Raw genomic sequence first — 14,299 nt, forward strand, 5'->3', positions numbered from 1 at the left:
CACCCAGCCCAAGGAGATCGTCATGTCGGACGTCATCGCCCGGATCCTGGTCGTCACCGACCGGGCCGACCCCACCACCGCCCTCCTCGACGCCGTGGAGCGTCGAGCTTTCGAGGGACCCGCACAGTTCAGGGTGGTCGTGCTGAACCCGGCTCATGCGGAGCTTCATCTCCTCCACCCGGAGCGTCACGACCTCGCCCGCTCGGCGGAGGAGGCCCTGCACCGAGCCTTGCCCCTCCTGGAGAGCGCCGCCGGCGGCCGCGTGATCGGGTCCGTGTCGGTGCGTCACGACCCGATGGACGCCATAGAGGAGACGATCAACAACGAGCCCATCGACGAGATCATCCTGTCGGTCCCGACACATCACCTGGCCGCGTGGACGCACCAGGACCTCCCTCACCGACTGAAGCACCTCGGGCTGCCGGTCACCACCGTTCCCCAGGAGACCAGCCACTGAGCCTGCAGACGGCCGTCGTTCAGGTTGCGGTCAGGTGATCCCTTGCACACTGGCAGCGTGGACACACGCGTGGCCCTGGCCGCTGCCCAGGACGCGGGCTCTCCCGCCATCAGGCTGCGTGAGCTACGCAAGGAGTTCGGCCGCGTCGTGGCCGTCGACGGGATCGACCTCTCCGTCCCGACCGGCGCCGTCTACGGCTACCTCGGCCCGAACGGCGCCGGCAAGACCACCTCGCTGCGGATCATGCTGGGCCTGATCCGGCCCACCTCCGGCGCTGCCGAGCTCTTCGGCCACGACCCGTCGGTCGAGGGCGTCCACGCCCTCGACGGGGTCGCAGGCTTCGTCGAGTCGCCCTCGTTCTACCCCTACCTCTCCGGACGCCGGAACCTCCACCTGCTGGCCGACCTCGACGGCGGCCGCCACCACGACCGCGTGGAGGACGTCCTCGGCACCGTCGAGCTCGACGGCCGCGGGGACGACAAGGTGGGGGGCTACTCCCAGGGGATGCGCCAGCGCCTGGGACTGGCCGCGGCCCTGCTCCGCGAACCGAAGCTGTTGCTGCTCGACGAGCCGACCAACGGGCTCGACCCCGGCGGCATGCGCGACATGCGCCGGTTGATCGGCGAGCTTGCCGACGACGGACTCACCGTCCTCCTGTCCTCGCACCTGATGGGCGAGGTCGAGCAGCTGTGCACCGAGCTCGCCATCATCGCCACGGGCAGGATCCGGTTCGCGGGCACGATCGAGGAGCTTCGCTCGGGACACGGGGGTGCCGACTACCGGTTGACCGTGACCGACGTACGCCGAGCGCTGGCGACCTGCTCCGATCTCGCGGGCGTCGACCTGCGCGCCGACGACACAGGGAGCCTGCTGGTCCGCGCGGAGCCCGCGGACGCCGCGCGGCTCACGGTCCGCCTTGGCCAGGAGGGCATCGGCATCCTGGCGATGCTCCCGGGCGCCCCGTCCCTCGAGCAGCTCTTCTTCGACCTCACCGAGACCCCGGCCGACGCGGCGACGGACGCCGCGTGAGCACCTACCGCTGGGAGCTGAGGAAGCTGGTCGCCCAGCGCCGCACGCTCATCGGCCTCGTGGTCGCGGTGCTGATCCCCCTTGCCTTCGCCATCGGCCTCGCCGTCAACCCGGCGTCGCCGCCCTCCCCCGGGGACGCGATCGACCCCGACGTCTACATCGCCCTGGCCTACAATTCCTCCGGCCTGGTGCTCCCCCTGATCTCGCTGCTCTTCTCGTCACTGGTGCTGCTCCCGCTGCTCGCCGCGCTCGTGGCCGGCGACATCGTGGCCGCCGAGGACGTCAACCAGACCCTCAAGACCGTCCTCACCCGCTCCACCTCGCGACTGCGGCTGCTCGGAGCCAAGGCCGGGGCCACGGCGACGTACGTCGTCTCGCTCCTGCTGCTCTTCGCCATCAGCGGCACGCTCATCGGCATCGTCGCCGGCGGCGCGCACCCCGTGCCGCTGGGCGGGGTCCCCCTGGGACCCACCGGGTTCACCCTCGGTGCCCACCAGATCGCCGTGAGCACGATGCTCGGACGGATCGCGCTCGCGGTCGGGATCTACGCGATGCCACTCCTCGCCGTCAGCGCCTGGGGCTTCCTCCTCTCGACCGTCACGCGCAACAGCGGCGCCGCGATCGTCGGCATGCTGGTCTTCAGCTTCGCCAACCAGATCATCGGCTTCCTGCCGAGCATCCCGGTCAGCGTCACCCGTTGGCTGCTCACCGACCAGTTCACGGCCTGGCAGACGACGCTCGGCACGGCGGTCGACACCGCACCCATCTGGCACGCCCTGCTCGTCAGCGTGGTCTACGGCGTCCCCCCGCTGCTCCTGAGCGCCTGGTGGTTCCGCCGACGCGACGTGCTGGTCTGAGCCAGGTACGGCCGGCAACACCGTCGCTCGGGTGGGCCTGGCCGGGCCAACATCGCCCAAGCGCTCTCCCTCAGCGACTCGGACGCCCTTCGCGCACTCGCCCACCTGAAGCGCGGCGGCCACGTCATCTCCAAGTCCGTCCCCCGCCGGAACGGCGACGTGCCCCTCGACGTGGCCCTCGACGTCACCCAAACAGCCCTGTACGCCGTCGGCGCGTGGCCCACACCAGAGACCGCGCTCGACCGCATGCTCGCGGCGCTCGACAAGATCGCCCAGAACACCGACGACTCCGGCACTCGCACCAACGCCCAGAGGACCGCCGCCTGGCTCCGTAGCAGCGCCACCGTCGGCCTCACCGTGGCCAGCGCCATGATCACGGGCCAGCTCCCCGGAGCCAGTTCGTGAGCCCCACAGCATGGGCCGCACTCGCCAGTTGGATCATCCTCGTTCCTACCGCCCTCACAGCGGGCGCCGCGGCCCGGCAAGCACGGAAGGCGGACAAGCGCGCTGCTGAGTCCAATCGCCTCGCCGGCGAGGCGAACCAGCTCGCGGCTCAGGCTCTCGACCTGCCCCGCACTGCCGAGGAACGTGCCGACCGCCTCGAGCGCCAAGCCGCCGACCGAGCAGACGTCGTCTGGGAACACCGCGAAGTCGGGGACGGCGAGACCGTGTCCTTCCAGAACATTGGCGCCGACGCCGCGCACGACGTCCGACTCGTCGTGGACATCGACGATGGCACCCACCGTCGCAAGGTAGGCCCACTCTCCTCCATTCAGCCGCACGACCGCATCGGCATCAGGCTCGCAGCCGAGGCCCGAGCCGCACAGGAGCGATGGGAGCAGTCCAGTACTGTCAGCGTCCCCGGCGTCGACGTTCGGGCTCGGATCACTTGGCGATCCGAGACAGGCAAGCTCGGTGTCTTCGAGTCCGACGACCTCTGGGTATGACGGTTCCGTGACCAACGTGGCGTCCGGATCCCAGACCAGCACGCCGGGGTCGCGGGGCTCGGCGATATTGTCATGGCCGGAGGCGCCGCCGACTTCAACCCGGCCGGCCTCGCCGTACCGGTAGAGGTCGGTCAGGTCGCGCAGGGCGGGCTAGAACCGGTGCACCAGATCACAGTGTCGGCGGGGGCGCACACCCCCCGGCCGGGAGAGGGGCGGAAGTCCTCGCGACCCGGCGTCCCGCGGCCAAGGCCTGCGTTCACCACCCCCCGACGGATCAGCCGTGGTCGCCCGTGATGCACGCGGCCGTGGTGGCGGTCGGGTAGCCAAAACAGTAGCCCGACACGATCAGGTCGTCGGCACTCCAGCGGTTGGCCGGTAGGGGCAGGCACACGTCCTCACCGCTCATCTGCTGCAGCCGCCCGAGCGCACCCCCGATGAAGAGATCCGGGAGCTGGCGTGCGTGGTCCTCCTCCAGCGTGGACAGGCACTCTTCGCTCGCCAACGGACCCGAGCGCGCGTCACAAACCGAGCCGGAGAACTCAAAGTGAGCCCAAGGTGAGCCTTGAGGCCTCTTCTCGGGTCTCAAGGCCGAGAGCCAAATCGCATCAGCGCAGGCCGGAGTCGCTTTTCACAAGAAGCGCAACGCACTCCACATGGGAAGTCATCGGGAAGACGCCGACGGTATTGAGCGTGACCGAGATCCTTTGCCAACAACTGCGTTCATGAGAGGAAACTAACCGCTGACCTGTGGAATTGCGGCCTCAGGCGCTCGATGCGTCGGTACCGCTCTGCGACCCTCCGCGATTCAAAGCGCGCCCAAACCGCGCCATCGAACAGTCGGGCTCGCGAGGTCACAATCGACTGCAGGCAGTGCGCTGCGGGCACGGTCGGCGCGGGGGTTGCGTCGGCAATTCCCCTTGGTCCATCGTCGCGGCGCACCACGCACGCGAATGGTCGGTCACTCAGCGGCTGTCCGAGCGGGAGCGTCGGCAGCAGAGGTCGTCTCGGGTGCACCTGAGAGAACTCGCCACAACCGACTTAGGTCGGGGCCGCTTAGCTTCGCATCCCGAGGGAGATGCTGGGCCCATTGATCATCCCGGAGCGATGACAGGAAGGAACGTGCGACGGCAGGGCGGATCTCCTCAGCGGGGCGGTCGGCAACGAAGGCCTCGCCGAGGGATGTAGCTACCACCCGTGGAACCGAGCTCATTCGCATCACCACGCCCGCCTCGGTGTTCACCCCGTGATAGAGCATGGCGCCGAGCAGATTGATGTTCCGCAGCTCCGCCTCGCCGATCGCGTCGAAGTCGATTCCACTCGTCGGGAGCTTCGAAAGAGCCGACAGACCCCAGGTTCCTGCGGTCGCGAGGTTCCGATAGATCGCCCTCGTCGCGCTTGTGAGTGCTGCAGTGGGATCCGGGGCATCACCGAAATAGCGCTCGGCGATCTCCCGGACGGACACTCCTGCGACCCAGTCTGCGGCGATGCGGGCGCCGCGATCGCCCGAGCCTCCGCCCACTCCAGCGAGCTCCTCAATGCTGTCTCGAATCTGCGGAAGCTGAAGCATCACTTTCATCAGATCAGGGAGTGCACTTGACGATGGGTCACCGAACAGGCTGTCAGGCTGCCAATCCTCCGCGCTAAGCGCGGTGCCCATCTGTCGCATGCCAGCCATCGCGGACCGGATTCCCTCAGGCGTGAAGCCCGTGCTGTCCGCGAGCGTCGCGGTCTCGACATGCTGGGAGAGTTCCTCGGCATAGCGCCGGGTGGCTTCAAGCAGCCGTACGCCCTTGTCTCGCTGAGAAGGGGCGGCCTCAGCCAGCGTCGAGTATCCAAACGTGTTTCGCAGCAAGAGTTCTGTCTCGGCGAGCACCGCGTCTAGGTTCTTCTTCTGAGCGAACAGATGCGCCACGTAGTTTCGGAAGTCAGCCCACTGGTCATTGTGGATTGCACGGTCGAGATCAAGCAGCCGCCCGGCGTCCTCCAGCTCGTTGAGAAGGACTACGAGGCGCGAGACCAGATCCCCTGCCTGCGTGGCCAGGAACTCAGCGAGAGCCGGACGATCGCCTGGCTTGCACGCCAGTCCGACGACACCGATGCTGTCCTGATCAACGCGTCCGGCACGTCCTGCGAGATTCCAGAACTCACGCGGGGTCATCTCACGAGTAAATCCTGCGCCCGGCAGATGCCGGCTCGCAAGGAAGATCGACGAGACGGGAAAGTTCAAGCCCTGCGACAGGCCGGTCGTTGCGACCAATACTCGGAGTCTTCCCTGCTCAGCCAGCCACTCCATTAACGTGCGAGTCTCGTCCGAGAGACCCGCATGATGAACACCCACGCGGTGGCGCAACAACTCAATCAGCGCGTAGTCGTCACTTACCTCCGTCGCGAGGAATCGCTGCACGACCGCGATGTCGTCGTCCTCGATGACAGGAAGCTTCTCGGAGAGTTCAGATGCGACTTTCCAAACCGTGGCGATCTGGGGACACACGACGATCGCCGTACCGCGTTCGGAGAAGGTGAAGGCTGCCGCGCCAGCGAGTCGACCAAGATCCTTCTTGATACTCGAAAACGTGCGGTCGAGCTGCGGCCCCGCACCCACCGTGTACTTGGCGCTGAGCGCCAACGAGGTTCCCGTCGTCAGCATCGACTCGTATGACAGGCTCCAAGCGCGACCACGCCCACTTGGCGGCGCTTCAGCACTTATGAGGCCGATCATCCGGTCATTTGGCTGCCATGGGGTTGACGCGAGGCTGATGCTCTTGCCGGTTTGAGGCGCGAGCCATCGCGCCAAGTCGTCGGCGTTCGGAACGAACGGCATCATCAGCAGGAAGTTCGCCTGCGGGCAATCGCGCTTGACGGTCGCGAGCAGTAGTTCAATCCGGATGCCGCGATCCTGATCCTCAATGTTGTGTGCCTCATCCAGAATGAGGAGAGCGAGAGTTCGGTCAATCGCGCCGCTCCTGATTGCGAGGTTGAGCTTCTCAGGCGTCGCCACCAGCACGTCGAACGCAGGTTCCTTGAGCATCGCCGATTCGACATCGTCGATCTCGACCGCCGCGGTGAGCTCTTCAACACGAATTCCACTCGACCCGAGGTCCTTGCGGAGCCGTCGAGTGATCTGAGCAACGAGCGCTCGCGTTGGCGCAACGTACGCCACCCATCCCTGATCCTGCTTGAACTGACTGACCGCCTGAACGATCTTGAATTCAGCCAGGATCGTCTTTCCAGCACTTGTCGGTAGGTCCACGACCACCGCCGCACTTGCCGGGTCGAGCAGACCTTGCTCCTGAATGGCAACTCGCTGTGGGGGTAGCATCTCGAACATCGAGCGGTGGCGGGTTGCATCTGCAACGACCGCTCTGATTTCAGGACCAATCCGCGTGATCGACCACAGAGACCCACCGACCATTCGGTGCGCCATTGCTCGCTGCCATCGCAGAACCACGACGAATTCTGGATCGCCTGACTGCTGGGCTGCGGCGACGGCGCGATCGAAGTGGAAATCGAGTTCGGTCGCGACACTGAATGGCTCGCCCTGCATCAAATAGGTGGCCACCAGTTCAGAAAGTCGAGCCCAGTGGTAAAGCGCGACCAGCCGCCATCCGGAGGCTTGAGTGGCTTCCGCGTTCGCCTGCCCCTGGAACAACAGCTCTTCGTTCTCGCGTTGCTCCTCCCGAAGCCGCGCGACCGTTACAGCGACTCCTTCCAGATCGGCCCATCCATCCTTGCGCAGAAGGCGGGTCCAGATCTGCCCGAGGTTGTCAGCGACGGCTGAAAACTGACCCCGGAGCGTCGGCCGAATTTTGACCCCCTTCGCACTGACTCTCGAGCTCAAGCGAGCTCGAGAGGAGAAGGGAGTTGTTGTCTGTGGAGGACTGGGCTGAGATCCGCCGGCTGCGTCGAGCGGAGGGGTTGGGCATCAAGACGATCGCCAAGACGTTGGGGATCTCGCGGAACACGGTGCGGGCCGCGATCGCTTCGGACGCGCCGCCGAAGTATCGGCGGCGGCCGGCGGGGTCGGCGGTGGATGCGTTCGAGGACGCGATCCGCCAGCAGCTTGCGGCGGTGCCGACGATGCCGGCGACGGTGATCGCCGAGCGCGTGGGGTGGACGCGTGGGATCACGGTGTTCAAGGAGCGGGTCGCTGAGCTGCGGCCGGCCTACCTGCCGCCGGACCCGGCGGGCCGGACGACCTATGTGGCCGGGGAGATCGCCCAGTGCGACCTGTGGTTCCCACCGATCCAGCTGCCGGTCGGGTTCGGGCAGACCCGTGGCCCCAAGCAGCTGCCGGTGTTGACGATGGTGACCGGCTACTCCCGCTGGCTGTCGGGGATCTTGATCCCGTCGCGGCGGGCCGAGGACCTGTTCGCCGGCTGGTGGCAGCTGATCTCCGCGCTCGGGGCGGTGCCGCGGCTGTTGGTCTGGGACGGCGAGGGCGCGATTGGCCGCAACCGTGGCGGCCGGATCGAGCTCACCGGCGATTGCCAGGCGTTCCGCGGGGTGCTGGGGACGAAGGTGATCGTGCTCAAGCCGGCCGAGCCGGAGCACAAGGGCATCATCGAACGTGCCCATGACTACCTGGAGCGCTCGTTCCTGCCCGGGCGGGTGTTCAGCGACCCGGCCGACTTCAACGTCCAGCTGCAGGGCTGGCTGACCCAGGTCAACGCCCGCACCCGCCGCGCGTTGGGCTGCGCTCCGACCGACCGGATCGCAGCCGATCGGCAAGCGATGCTCACCCTGCCACCGGTCGCCCCGGCGGTCGGCTGGCGGCACTCGACGAGGCTGGCCCGGGACCACTACGTGCGGCTGGACTCCAACGACTACTCCGTCCACCCCGCGGTGATCGGCCGCCGCATCGAGGTGGTCGCCGACCTGGACCGGGTCAAGGTGTTCTGCGAAGGCCGCGTGGTGGCCGACCACCAGCGGGTCTGGGCCTGGCACCAGACGATCACCGACCCCGAGCACCTGCAGGCCGCCAAGACGCTGCGGCGGACCCGCGTCGGGGCGTTGCGGCCGGTCCGCGACGCCGAGACCGAGCTCGCCGTCGAACAACGCCCGCTGGGCGACTACGACACCGCCCTCGGCATCGACCTCGGCGGTGAAGGCGGGTTCGCATCATGACCGCCCGAAAGACCGCGGCTGCTGCGCAGCGCGACCTGGCCAGTGAGGTGAGCTTCCTGACCCGGGCGTTGAAGGCGCCGACGCTGCGGGAGGCGGTGCCGCGGTTGGCTGAGCGGGCTCGGGCGGAGTCCTGGACCCATGAGGAGTTCCTGGTCGCCTGCCTGCAACGCGAGGTCTCCGCCCGGGAGTCCCACGGCGGTGAGGGCCGGATCCGGTCCGCCCGGTTCCCCGCGCGGAAGAGCCTGGAGGAGTTCGACTTCGACCACGCCCGCGGGCTGAAACGCGACCTGATCGCCCACCTAGGCACCCTCGACTTCGTCGTCGCACGCGAGAACGTGGTCTTCCTCGGCCCACCCGGCACCGGGAAGACCCACCTCGCCATCGGCCTGGCGATCAGGGCCTGCCAGGCCGGGCACCGGGTGCTGTTCGCCACCGCAAGTGAGTGGGTGGCCCGGCTCGCCGAGGCCCACCACGCCGGCCGGCTCCACGACGAGCTGGTGCGGCTCGGCCGCTACCCGCTGCTGGTGGTCGACGAGGTCGGCTACATCCCCTTCGAGCCCGAGGCCGCCAACCTGTTCTTCCAGCTCGTCTCCAGCCGCTACGAGCGCGCCTCGCTGATCGTCACCTCCAACAAGCCCTTCGGCCGCTGGGGCGAGGTCTTCGGCGACGACGTCGTCGCCGCCGCGATGATCGACCGGCTCGTCCACCACGCCGAGGTCGTTGCCCTCAAGGGCGACTCCTACCGGCTCAAAGACCGCGACCTCGGCCGAGTGCCGGCGTCGACAACCGAAGAACCATGACCACCAAGGGGGTCAATTTTCAACCGGCGAAAAGGGGTCAATTTTCGGGCGGCGTTGACAGAGGTCAGCGAGCACCCGCGCGTCCCATCGCTCGCTACTAGGGACGAACCGCTCCGGGGTGACATCCCGTTCGCGCATCCAGGTACGGAACTCAGCCCACCGGTCCGAGCAGTACGCAAGTGCGCCGAGCTGTAGCACCTGTCGGAGGAGTTCCTCCGTCGATCCCTCTTCAAGAGGCAGTGATCGAAGCAGTGTGAACGCTTGATGAGCCGCCGCTTCGGCGAGTTCACCTTCGCTACCGAGGTCCAAGGAGCCGCCTCGGGTGACTTCATCCAAGCCTTCGCTGGAGGTCGACTACAGGACGACGACGAAGCTGAACGAGCAGGACGGACGAGAGGACGAAGCCGGCGCCCACCGTCTGGGTGGCACTGAGCCGCTCACCGAGGATCGCCGCGGCGAGGCCGACGGTAGCGACCGGCTCGAAGGTCGAGAGAATGGATGCGGCCGAGGGGCCTGTGCGGCGAAGTCCCGCGAAGAAGGTCGTGGACGCCACGACGGTGGAGACCAGGGCGATGCAGACGATCCAGCCCCAGCCAGCGAGGGTGAGGCCGAGGCCGAGCCCCCCGGAGAGCATCGCTCGTGCGGCGAGCGTCAGGGTGGCCCCTATCATCACTAAGGCCGTCAGCGTCAGGGCCGGCATCTGCTGGACAGTGGACTCCCCGACGAGGATGTAGACGGTGTAGGTAAGAGCCGCGGCGAAAGCGAAGGTGACGCCGGCGGTGTCGAACGACAGGGCACCGGCGCCGACCAACACCAGGGCGGTGCCGCAAGTCGCGGCCAGCAGCGCGGCTACGCGCGCCGGCGTGAGTCGGTCCCTGCCCAAGGTCACCGACGCCAGAGTTACCAGCACCGGGAAGGTGTAGAGCACCAGCGCTACCAGCGCGGCGTCGATCCGCTCCAGGGCGGCGAAGTAGAACGACGCTTGCGCGGCGTACCCCACACCGCCGAGAGCCAGGGCGGTCATGACCAGGCGTCGTCGCGATTCCCCGGCCGCGCTTGGCAGGGCGGGCTGCCCCGACCGGAGCCGGACCACGGCTACTGCCGTGACCAGGATCGCGGAGGCCACCGCGAAGCGCAGGAGAACCAGGGTCGGCGCCGGCACCCCAGCGGCGTAAGCGAGCTTGCCGAAGATCGCCATGGCGCCGAAGCAGGTGGCGGAGACGAGGATGAGCACCGGACCCATGGGACAAGGGTGCGCCCTGGCAACGATCAGATCTAGTGATGATTTATGGATCTGACTCATTAGACTTACTGCATGGTTCTCTGGGATCTCCAGCGTCTGCGCATCCTGCGGGAGCTGGCCGAGCGGCGCACGCTCGCGGCGGTCGCTGATGCCCTGGGCTACTCACCATCAGCGATCTCCCAGCAGATGGCGGTGCTGGAGAGGGAAGCCGGCACGACCCTTCTGCAGCGGGCTGGGCGCGGAGTCCGGCTCACCGATGCCGGACGCGTCCTCGCTGACCATGCCGACCAGCTCCTGGCCGCGGCGGAAGCGGCGCGCGTGGACCTGGCCGCCCTGTCTGGGGACGTTCGCGGCACCGTCCGCGCCGGCGGGCTGCAGTCCGCCATGCGCCACCTGCTCATCCCGACCCTCGCCGGCCTGCTGCCCGAACACCCCGGCATCCAGCTCGAGCTCACCGAGATTGAGCTGGCGCCTGCCCTGCCGGAGCTTCGCCTGGGCACACTCGACCTGGTCATCAGCGACGAGTACGCCGCCCAGCCTCGCCCCCGACCCGCTGGCATACGGCGGGAGCTCCTGCTCGAGGAACCCCTGGTAGTAGTGCTGCCCGTCGACCACCCGCGCTCGCAGGATCGGCGACCCGTGAGCATCACCAGCCTGCGCGACGAGGTATGGGTGGCCTCGGCGTCGGGCACCGGTCACCACGCCCTTGTCCTGGCCGCTTGCCGCCAACTCGGAGGATTCGACCCCGAGTTGCGACACCGCTCCAACGACGCCGACATTCAGCTCGACATCGTGCGGACCTCCAGAGCCGTCGCCCTCATGCCCAGCCTCACCGTGCCCCTCGACGACCCCACCCTGGCCATCCGCCAAGTCGCCGACGGCACCGTCGCCCGCAGCCTGCTCCTGCTCACCCGCGACCAACCCACACCAGGCGCGCTCGCCCACGTCCTGGACTCAATCCGGACCCGAGCACGAAGCCTCGGCAGAACCTTCGGCGAAACCTGAAACATCGGATCCCGCACCTTTCGCAGGTGCGTCTTACCGTCGCAAATATGGGCTCCGCTCCAACAGTCTTGTCCTCGCGCTCGCACCTAACTCTTGACCGCAGCTCGCACGATGGGCTGCCCAACTCAGGAGTCAGAATGTCCATCCCCACCCAGATGAGCCTGGTCGGCTTCGTCGCATCAGCGCCGGAGCTCCACTTCACCAAGCAGGGCGCCGAGTACTGCCAGCTGCGCGTCGGCGTCGAGCAGTGGCGCAAGGAGGTCGACGGGAGCTTCACCAAGCTCGACCCGACTTTCCACGACATGGTCGCGTTCGAGAGCACGGCCCGCGAGACCTACGCGCGGTTCCGCAAGGGCGACTCGTTCGTCGCGAGCGGCTACATCCACGAGTACGAGGTCGAGAGCCGCGACGGCGCCAGCGTGATCAAGGAAAAGTTCGTCGCCAGGAAGATCGGCCACAACGTCGACAAGACCGACTACCTCGTGCAGCGCGGCCGCCACGCGGCACCGGAGCGCTCGCTGACGCCGGTGCCCGAGCCGCCTCCCATCGCGATCTGAGCGGCCGTCGGTCATGGGCATGTACGACGAGCCCGACGACGACTACCGCGGAGTCACCGATCTCCTCGAGCGTCCGCCAGAGTCGCTGAACTGGAACCTCCTCGGCTCCGAGGATGCCGACCGCGAGTGGCATGACCTTGACGCCTGGGTGACCTGGCTGAAGGTCACCTTCGGACTGCCGCCATCGATCGTTCCGCCGTGCTGGCATCGCCACGACGAGCTCGTCTGGGAACTCTCAGCCCTGCACACCCACTGGCTCGGCTGCTACCACGAGACCGCGAGTCCGTCGGCACCGATCGCATGGATGCGTGACTTCGCGGACGCGCGTAATCGGCTGCGGGACTGGGTCGCGATCTGCGGTACGCGCCTCGATCGCGATCGCCCGACCCGCCAGACCGTCTGGCCCGGCGAAGAGGCCGGGGAACTCGGCGGCGAGGTCGCCATCGCCGACCGCCGGCGCGACTTCGAGGAGGTCGTCCGCGCCGACGTGCGTAAGCGGAAGGCCGCCGAGGCCGTGGCCAGGCGGTTCGTCCTCGGCTGAGCCAGACCCGCCTCATGGGCGCCGCCGCGCACCTTCATTCCACAGGCTTCGCAACCTCCAGCGACCCGCCTCGACGAACCGGCGACGGTGGCGTTCCACCCACGAAAGGAGTGGATCGTGCTTCTCCCCCACGCACAGACGCTGGCGCAAGCGCGTTCCTTCCTCGCCGCGCTCGCAGATCGGGCCTCGACCATCGACGTCTCGTCGGCATACGAGCGCGTCCTCATCGAACTCGATCGCATCCACGAGGACGACTGCCCATCGGCAGACCCAGAAGGGCTGACCGAAGACCGCGCCATTCTGCTGGCTGTCGCCACGTCGGCGCTGGAAGAGCTCGAGCAGTACGGCATCGACCCGCTCACCATCGAGCTCATCATCGCGATGGTCGATGACGCGTACGCCGTGGACGGCCCCTGATGTACGGGGAGACCGGCGCGGCGATGCGCACAGAATTCGCGGCACTTCTCCGGCAGCACCGAGTTCAGCAGCGGCTGACCGGGGCGACACCCGAGGCTCGCGAAGAACTCGGTGGACTGATCCGGACCTACCGGCAGACCGTGCTCGTCTGGCTCGGCCAGGCGATGCGCGCGGCCAGCCCGCTCGCGTTCTCCAACAAGCCGCCGGCACAGCCGAACCCGTTCCGGGCAGTCGGCTCAAGCGGCTCCCACCTGACCACAGCCAGCGAACTGGCGCGGGCGATCGACCTCGCAAGACAGCGGTCGAGCGCGCACCCCGCGTCGACGGATGCACTGGCCACGCCGAACGCCACCCCGATGGTGGAGCACTGGCGCCTCGCCGCCCGCGCAGCGGCGCTCGCGGAACACGACACGAGCGAGCAGATGTCCGCGCAGATGACCGCACCCCATGCCCAGGCGCTCGTCGGCGACGTCGCCGCGTTGACCCAAGCCCTGGTCGTCCTCGACCAGCGGTACAAGAACACACCCGGGTGGGAGCCGCTCGCCCAGTGCGCTCGTCTCGGCTGGGCATCGCTGGCTGCGGCGCTCGATGTGAATCTCGGTCAACCTGACTACGCCATCGATCACCTCGGCTGGCGACCGAAGACGAAGGTCATCACTGGACCGGTGCGTCCAGGGATCCTCGGCGTGCTGCAGGCCCAGCACAACCTCGTGATCCGGATGAAGTCCGTGCCCAACGCGACCAACCTTCGCCTCGTCGTGAACTCTCAGCGCCTCGTCTCCGCGCACCTCGCGCCGTACGCCGCCCGCATCGACGAACGACTCGCCGGGCGATGGGCAGAACGCGCCGAGACCTACTTCGCCATGCAGAAGGAGCTACGCGAGATCGGCGGGCTTCTCGGAAGGGGCGGACTCGCCGTGGCCGAAGGCGCGAACGCCGTCGCGCGACTGGAAGCCCTCCCCCACGACACGATCATCGAGCCACGCGTGCTCTCCGGGTTCCAGTTGCTCTTCAACCGACTCGACGACCGCATCGCCAACGTGATCGAAGATGGCGTCGCGCAGGGTGCATTCTTCAAGCGCGTGACGCTCCCGCGCCTTGTCGGCGGGGGCGGACAACTGGTCCGCCCGGTCCGCGAACGCTTCGTACCCGTCACGTCGGCGACCGATCTCGCCGTCGTGAAGACCGTCCGCGAGCGACTGCGCCCCAAGAACGAGCCGCCCACTGCCACCCCAGGACCGACGCGAGTCGACCTGCACTCCGCGCTGATCCACCGTCCGACGCAAGGAGGGGGCGTCGATGTCCCGAACATCTAACCCCCG

At 67.7% G+C, this 14,299-nt stretch carries 15 protein-coding genes; 12 read left to right on the forward strand and 3 right to left on the reverse strand.

The features are described 5' to 3' along the window. Positions 1–22 precede the first annotated feature (22 nt). The 5 genes from ACZ43H_RS09295 (at position 23) to ACZ43H_RS09315 (ending at position 3,290) form a co-directional block, all read left to right on the forward strand. A complete protein-coding gene (locus ACZ43H_RS09295) occupies positions 23–457 on the forward strand; it encodes a hypothetical protein (RefSeq protein WP_464589609.1) in 435 nt (144 codons plus the stop codon). A 57-nt stretch (positions 458–514) separates the two neighbouring features. Further along, complete coding sequence (locus tag ACZ43H_RS09300) at positions 515–1,486, forward strand: ABC transporter ATP-binding protein (RefSeq protein ID WP_464589611.1); 972 nt, start codon at positions 515–517, stop codon at positions 1,484–1,486. Continuing rightward, positions 1,483–2,343, forward strand: coding sequence for an ABC transporter permease (locus ACZ43H_RS09305; protein WP_464589612.1), 861 nt, complete (start codon positions 1,483–1,485; stop codon positions 2,341–2,343). Before ACZ43H_RS09300 ends, ACZ43H_RS09305 begins: the two co-directional genes overlap by 4 nt. Positions 2,344–2,502: 159 nt before the next feature. Continuing rightward, complete coding sequence (locus ACZ43H_RS09310) at positions 2,503–2,748, forward strand: hypothetical protein (protein WP_464589614.1); 246 nt, start codon at positions 2,503–2,505, stop codon at positions 2,746–2,748. Beyond that, complete coding sequence (locus tag ACZ43H_RS09315; protein ID WP_464589616.1) at positions 2,745–3,290, forward strand: hypothetical protein; 546 nt, start codon at positions 2,745–2,747, stop codon at positions 3,288–3,290. The genes ACZ43H_RS09310 and ACZ43H_RS09315 overlap by 4 nt, the downstream gene beginning before the upstream one ends. A gap of 274 nt (positions 3,291–3,564) precedes the next feature. Here the strand turns inward: ACZ43H_RS09315 and ACZ43H_RS09320 are convergent, their stop codons facing one another. Together ACZ43H_RS09320 and ACZ43H_RS09325 are read right to left on the reverse strand one after the other, a co-directional pair. Continuing rightward, positions 3,565–3,792 (reverse strand): hypothetical protein, encoded by a 228-nt coding sequence (locus tag ACZ43H_RS09320; protein ID WP_464589618.1) that lies wholly within the window; start codon positions 3,790–3,792, stop codon positions 3,565–3,567. Positions 3,793–4,248: 456 nt separating this feature from the next. Next, a complete protein-coding gene (locus tag ACZ43H_RS09325; protein WP_464589620.1) occupies positions 4,249–7,128 on the reverse strand; it encodes a DEAD/DEAH box helicase in 2,880 nt (959 codons plus the stop codon). A gap of 23 nt (positions 7,129–7,151) precedes the next feature. On the opposite strand from ACZ43H_RS09325, the gene istA reads away from it, so the two are divergent. Both istA and istB read left to right on the forward strand, forming a co-directional pair. Continuing rightward, positions 7,152–8,414, forward strand: a complete 1,263-nt coding sequence (istA, locus tag ACZ43H_RS09330; RefSeq protein ID WP_043806887.1) for an IS21-like element ISAau2 family transposase — start codon at positions 7,152–7,154, stop codon at positions 8,412–8,414. After that, complete coding sequence (gene istB, locus ACZ43H_RS09335) at positions 8,411–9,214, forward strand: IS21-like element ISAau2 family helper ATPase IstB (protein WP_011776848.1); 804 nt, start codon at positions 8,411–8,413, stop codon at positions 9,212–9,214. Before istA ends, istB begins: the two co-directional genes overlap by 4 nt. Positions 9,215–9,542: 328 nt before the next feature. Here istB and ACZ43H_RS09340 read toward each other — a convergent pair whose 3' ends face one another. Further along, positions 9,543–10,457, reverse strand: coding sequence for a DMT family transporter (locus tag ACZ43H_RS09340; RefSeq protein ID WP_464589621.1), 915 nt, complete (start codon positions 10,455–10,457; stop codon positions 9,543–9,545). Between the two features lie 72 nt (positions 10,458–10,529). On the opposite strand from ACZ43H_RS09340, the gene ACZ43H_RS09345 reads away from it, so the two are divergent. From ACZ43H_RS09345 to ACZ43H_RS09365, 5 genes are all read left to right on the forward strand, one after another. Then, entirely contained in the window at positions 10,530–11,462 is a 933-nt protein-coding gene (locus tag ACZ43H_RS09345; protein ID WP_464589623.1) for a LysR family transcriptional regulator, read from the forward strand. A gap of 137 nt (positions 11,463–11,599) precedes the next feature. After that, the gene (locus tag ACZ43H_RS09350) at positions 11,600–12,019 is read left to right on the forward strand and encodes a single-stranded DNA-binding protein (RefSeq protein WP_464589624.1); all 420 of its coding nucleotides are present in this window, start codon (positions 11,600–11,602) and stop codon (positions 12,017–12,019) included. A 19-nt stretch (positions 12,020–12,038) separates the two neighbouring features. Beyond that, positions 12,039–12,560: a hypothetical protein gene (locus ACZ43H_RS09355; protein ID WP_464589626.1), complete on the forward strand. Its 522-nt coding sequence runs from the start codon at positions 12,039–12,041 to the stop codon at positions 12,558–12,560. A gap of 117 nt (positions 12,561–12,677) precedes the next feature. Continuing rightward, on the forward strand, positions 12,678–12,977 hold the full coding sequence (locus ACZ43H_RS09360; RefSeq protein ID WP_464589628.1) for a hypothetical protein: 300 nt from the start codon (positions 12,678–12,680) through the stop codon (positions 12,975–12,977). Continuing rightward, positions 12,977–14,293: a hypothetical protein gene (locus ACZ43H_RS09365; protein WP_464589630.1), complete on the forward strand. Its 1,317-nt coding sequence runs from the start codon at positions 12,977–12,979 to the stop codon at positions 14,291–14,293. Before ACZ43H_RS09360 ends, ACZ43H_RS09365 begins: the two co-directional genes overlap by 1 nt. The last annotated feature ends 6 nt before the right edge of the window (positions 14,294–14,299 follow it).

The organism is Nocardioides sp. DN36, assembly GCF_055380375.1.

Coding starts and splice junctions, on each gene's coding strand:
- ACZ43H_RS09295 (WP_464589609.1), top strand. CDS start 23: ATGTCGGACGTCATCGCCCGGATCCTGGTCGTCACCGACCGGGCCGAC.
- istB (WP_011776848.1), top strand. CDS start 8,411: ATGACCGCCCGAAAGACCGCGGCTGCTGCGCAGCGCGACCTGGCCAGT.
- ACZ43H_RS09340 (WP_464589621.1), bottom strand. CDS start 10,457: ATGGGTCCGGTGCTCATCCTCGTCTCCGCCACCTGCTTCGGCGCCATG.
- ACZ43H_RS09345 (WP_464589623.1), top strand. CDS start 10,530: ATGGTTCTCTGGGATCTCCAGCGTCTGCGCATCCTGCGGGAGCTGGCC.
- ACZ43H_RS09350 (WP_464589624.1), top strand. CDS start 11,600: ATGTCCATCCCCACCCAGATGAGCCTGGTCGGCTTCGTCGCATCAGCG.
- ACZ43H_RS09355 (WP_464589626.1), top strand. CDS start 12,039: ATGTACGACGAGCCCGACGACGACTACCGCGGAGTCACCGATCTCCTC.
- ACZ43H_RS09365 (WP_464589630.1), top strand. CDS start 12,977: ATGTACGGGGAGACCGGCGCGGCGATGCGCACAGAATTCGCGGCACTT.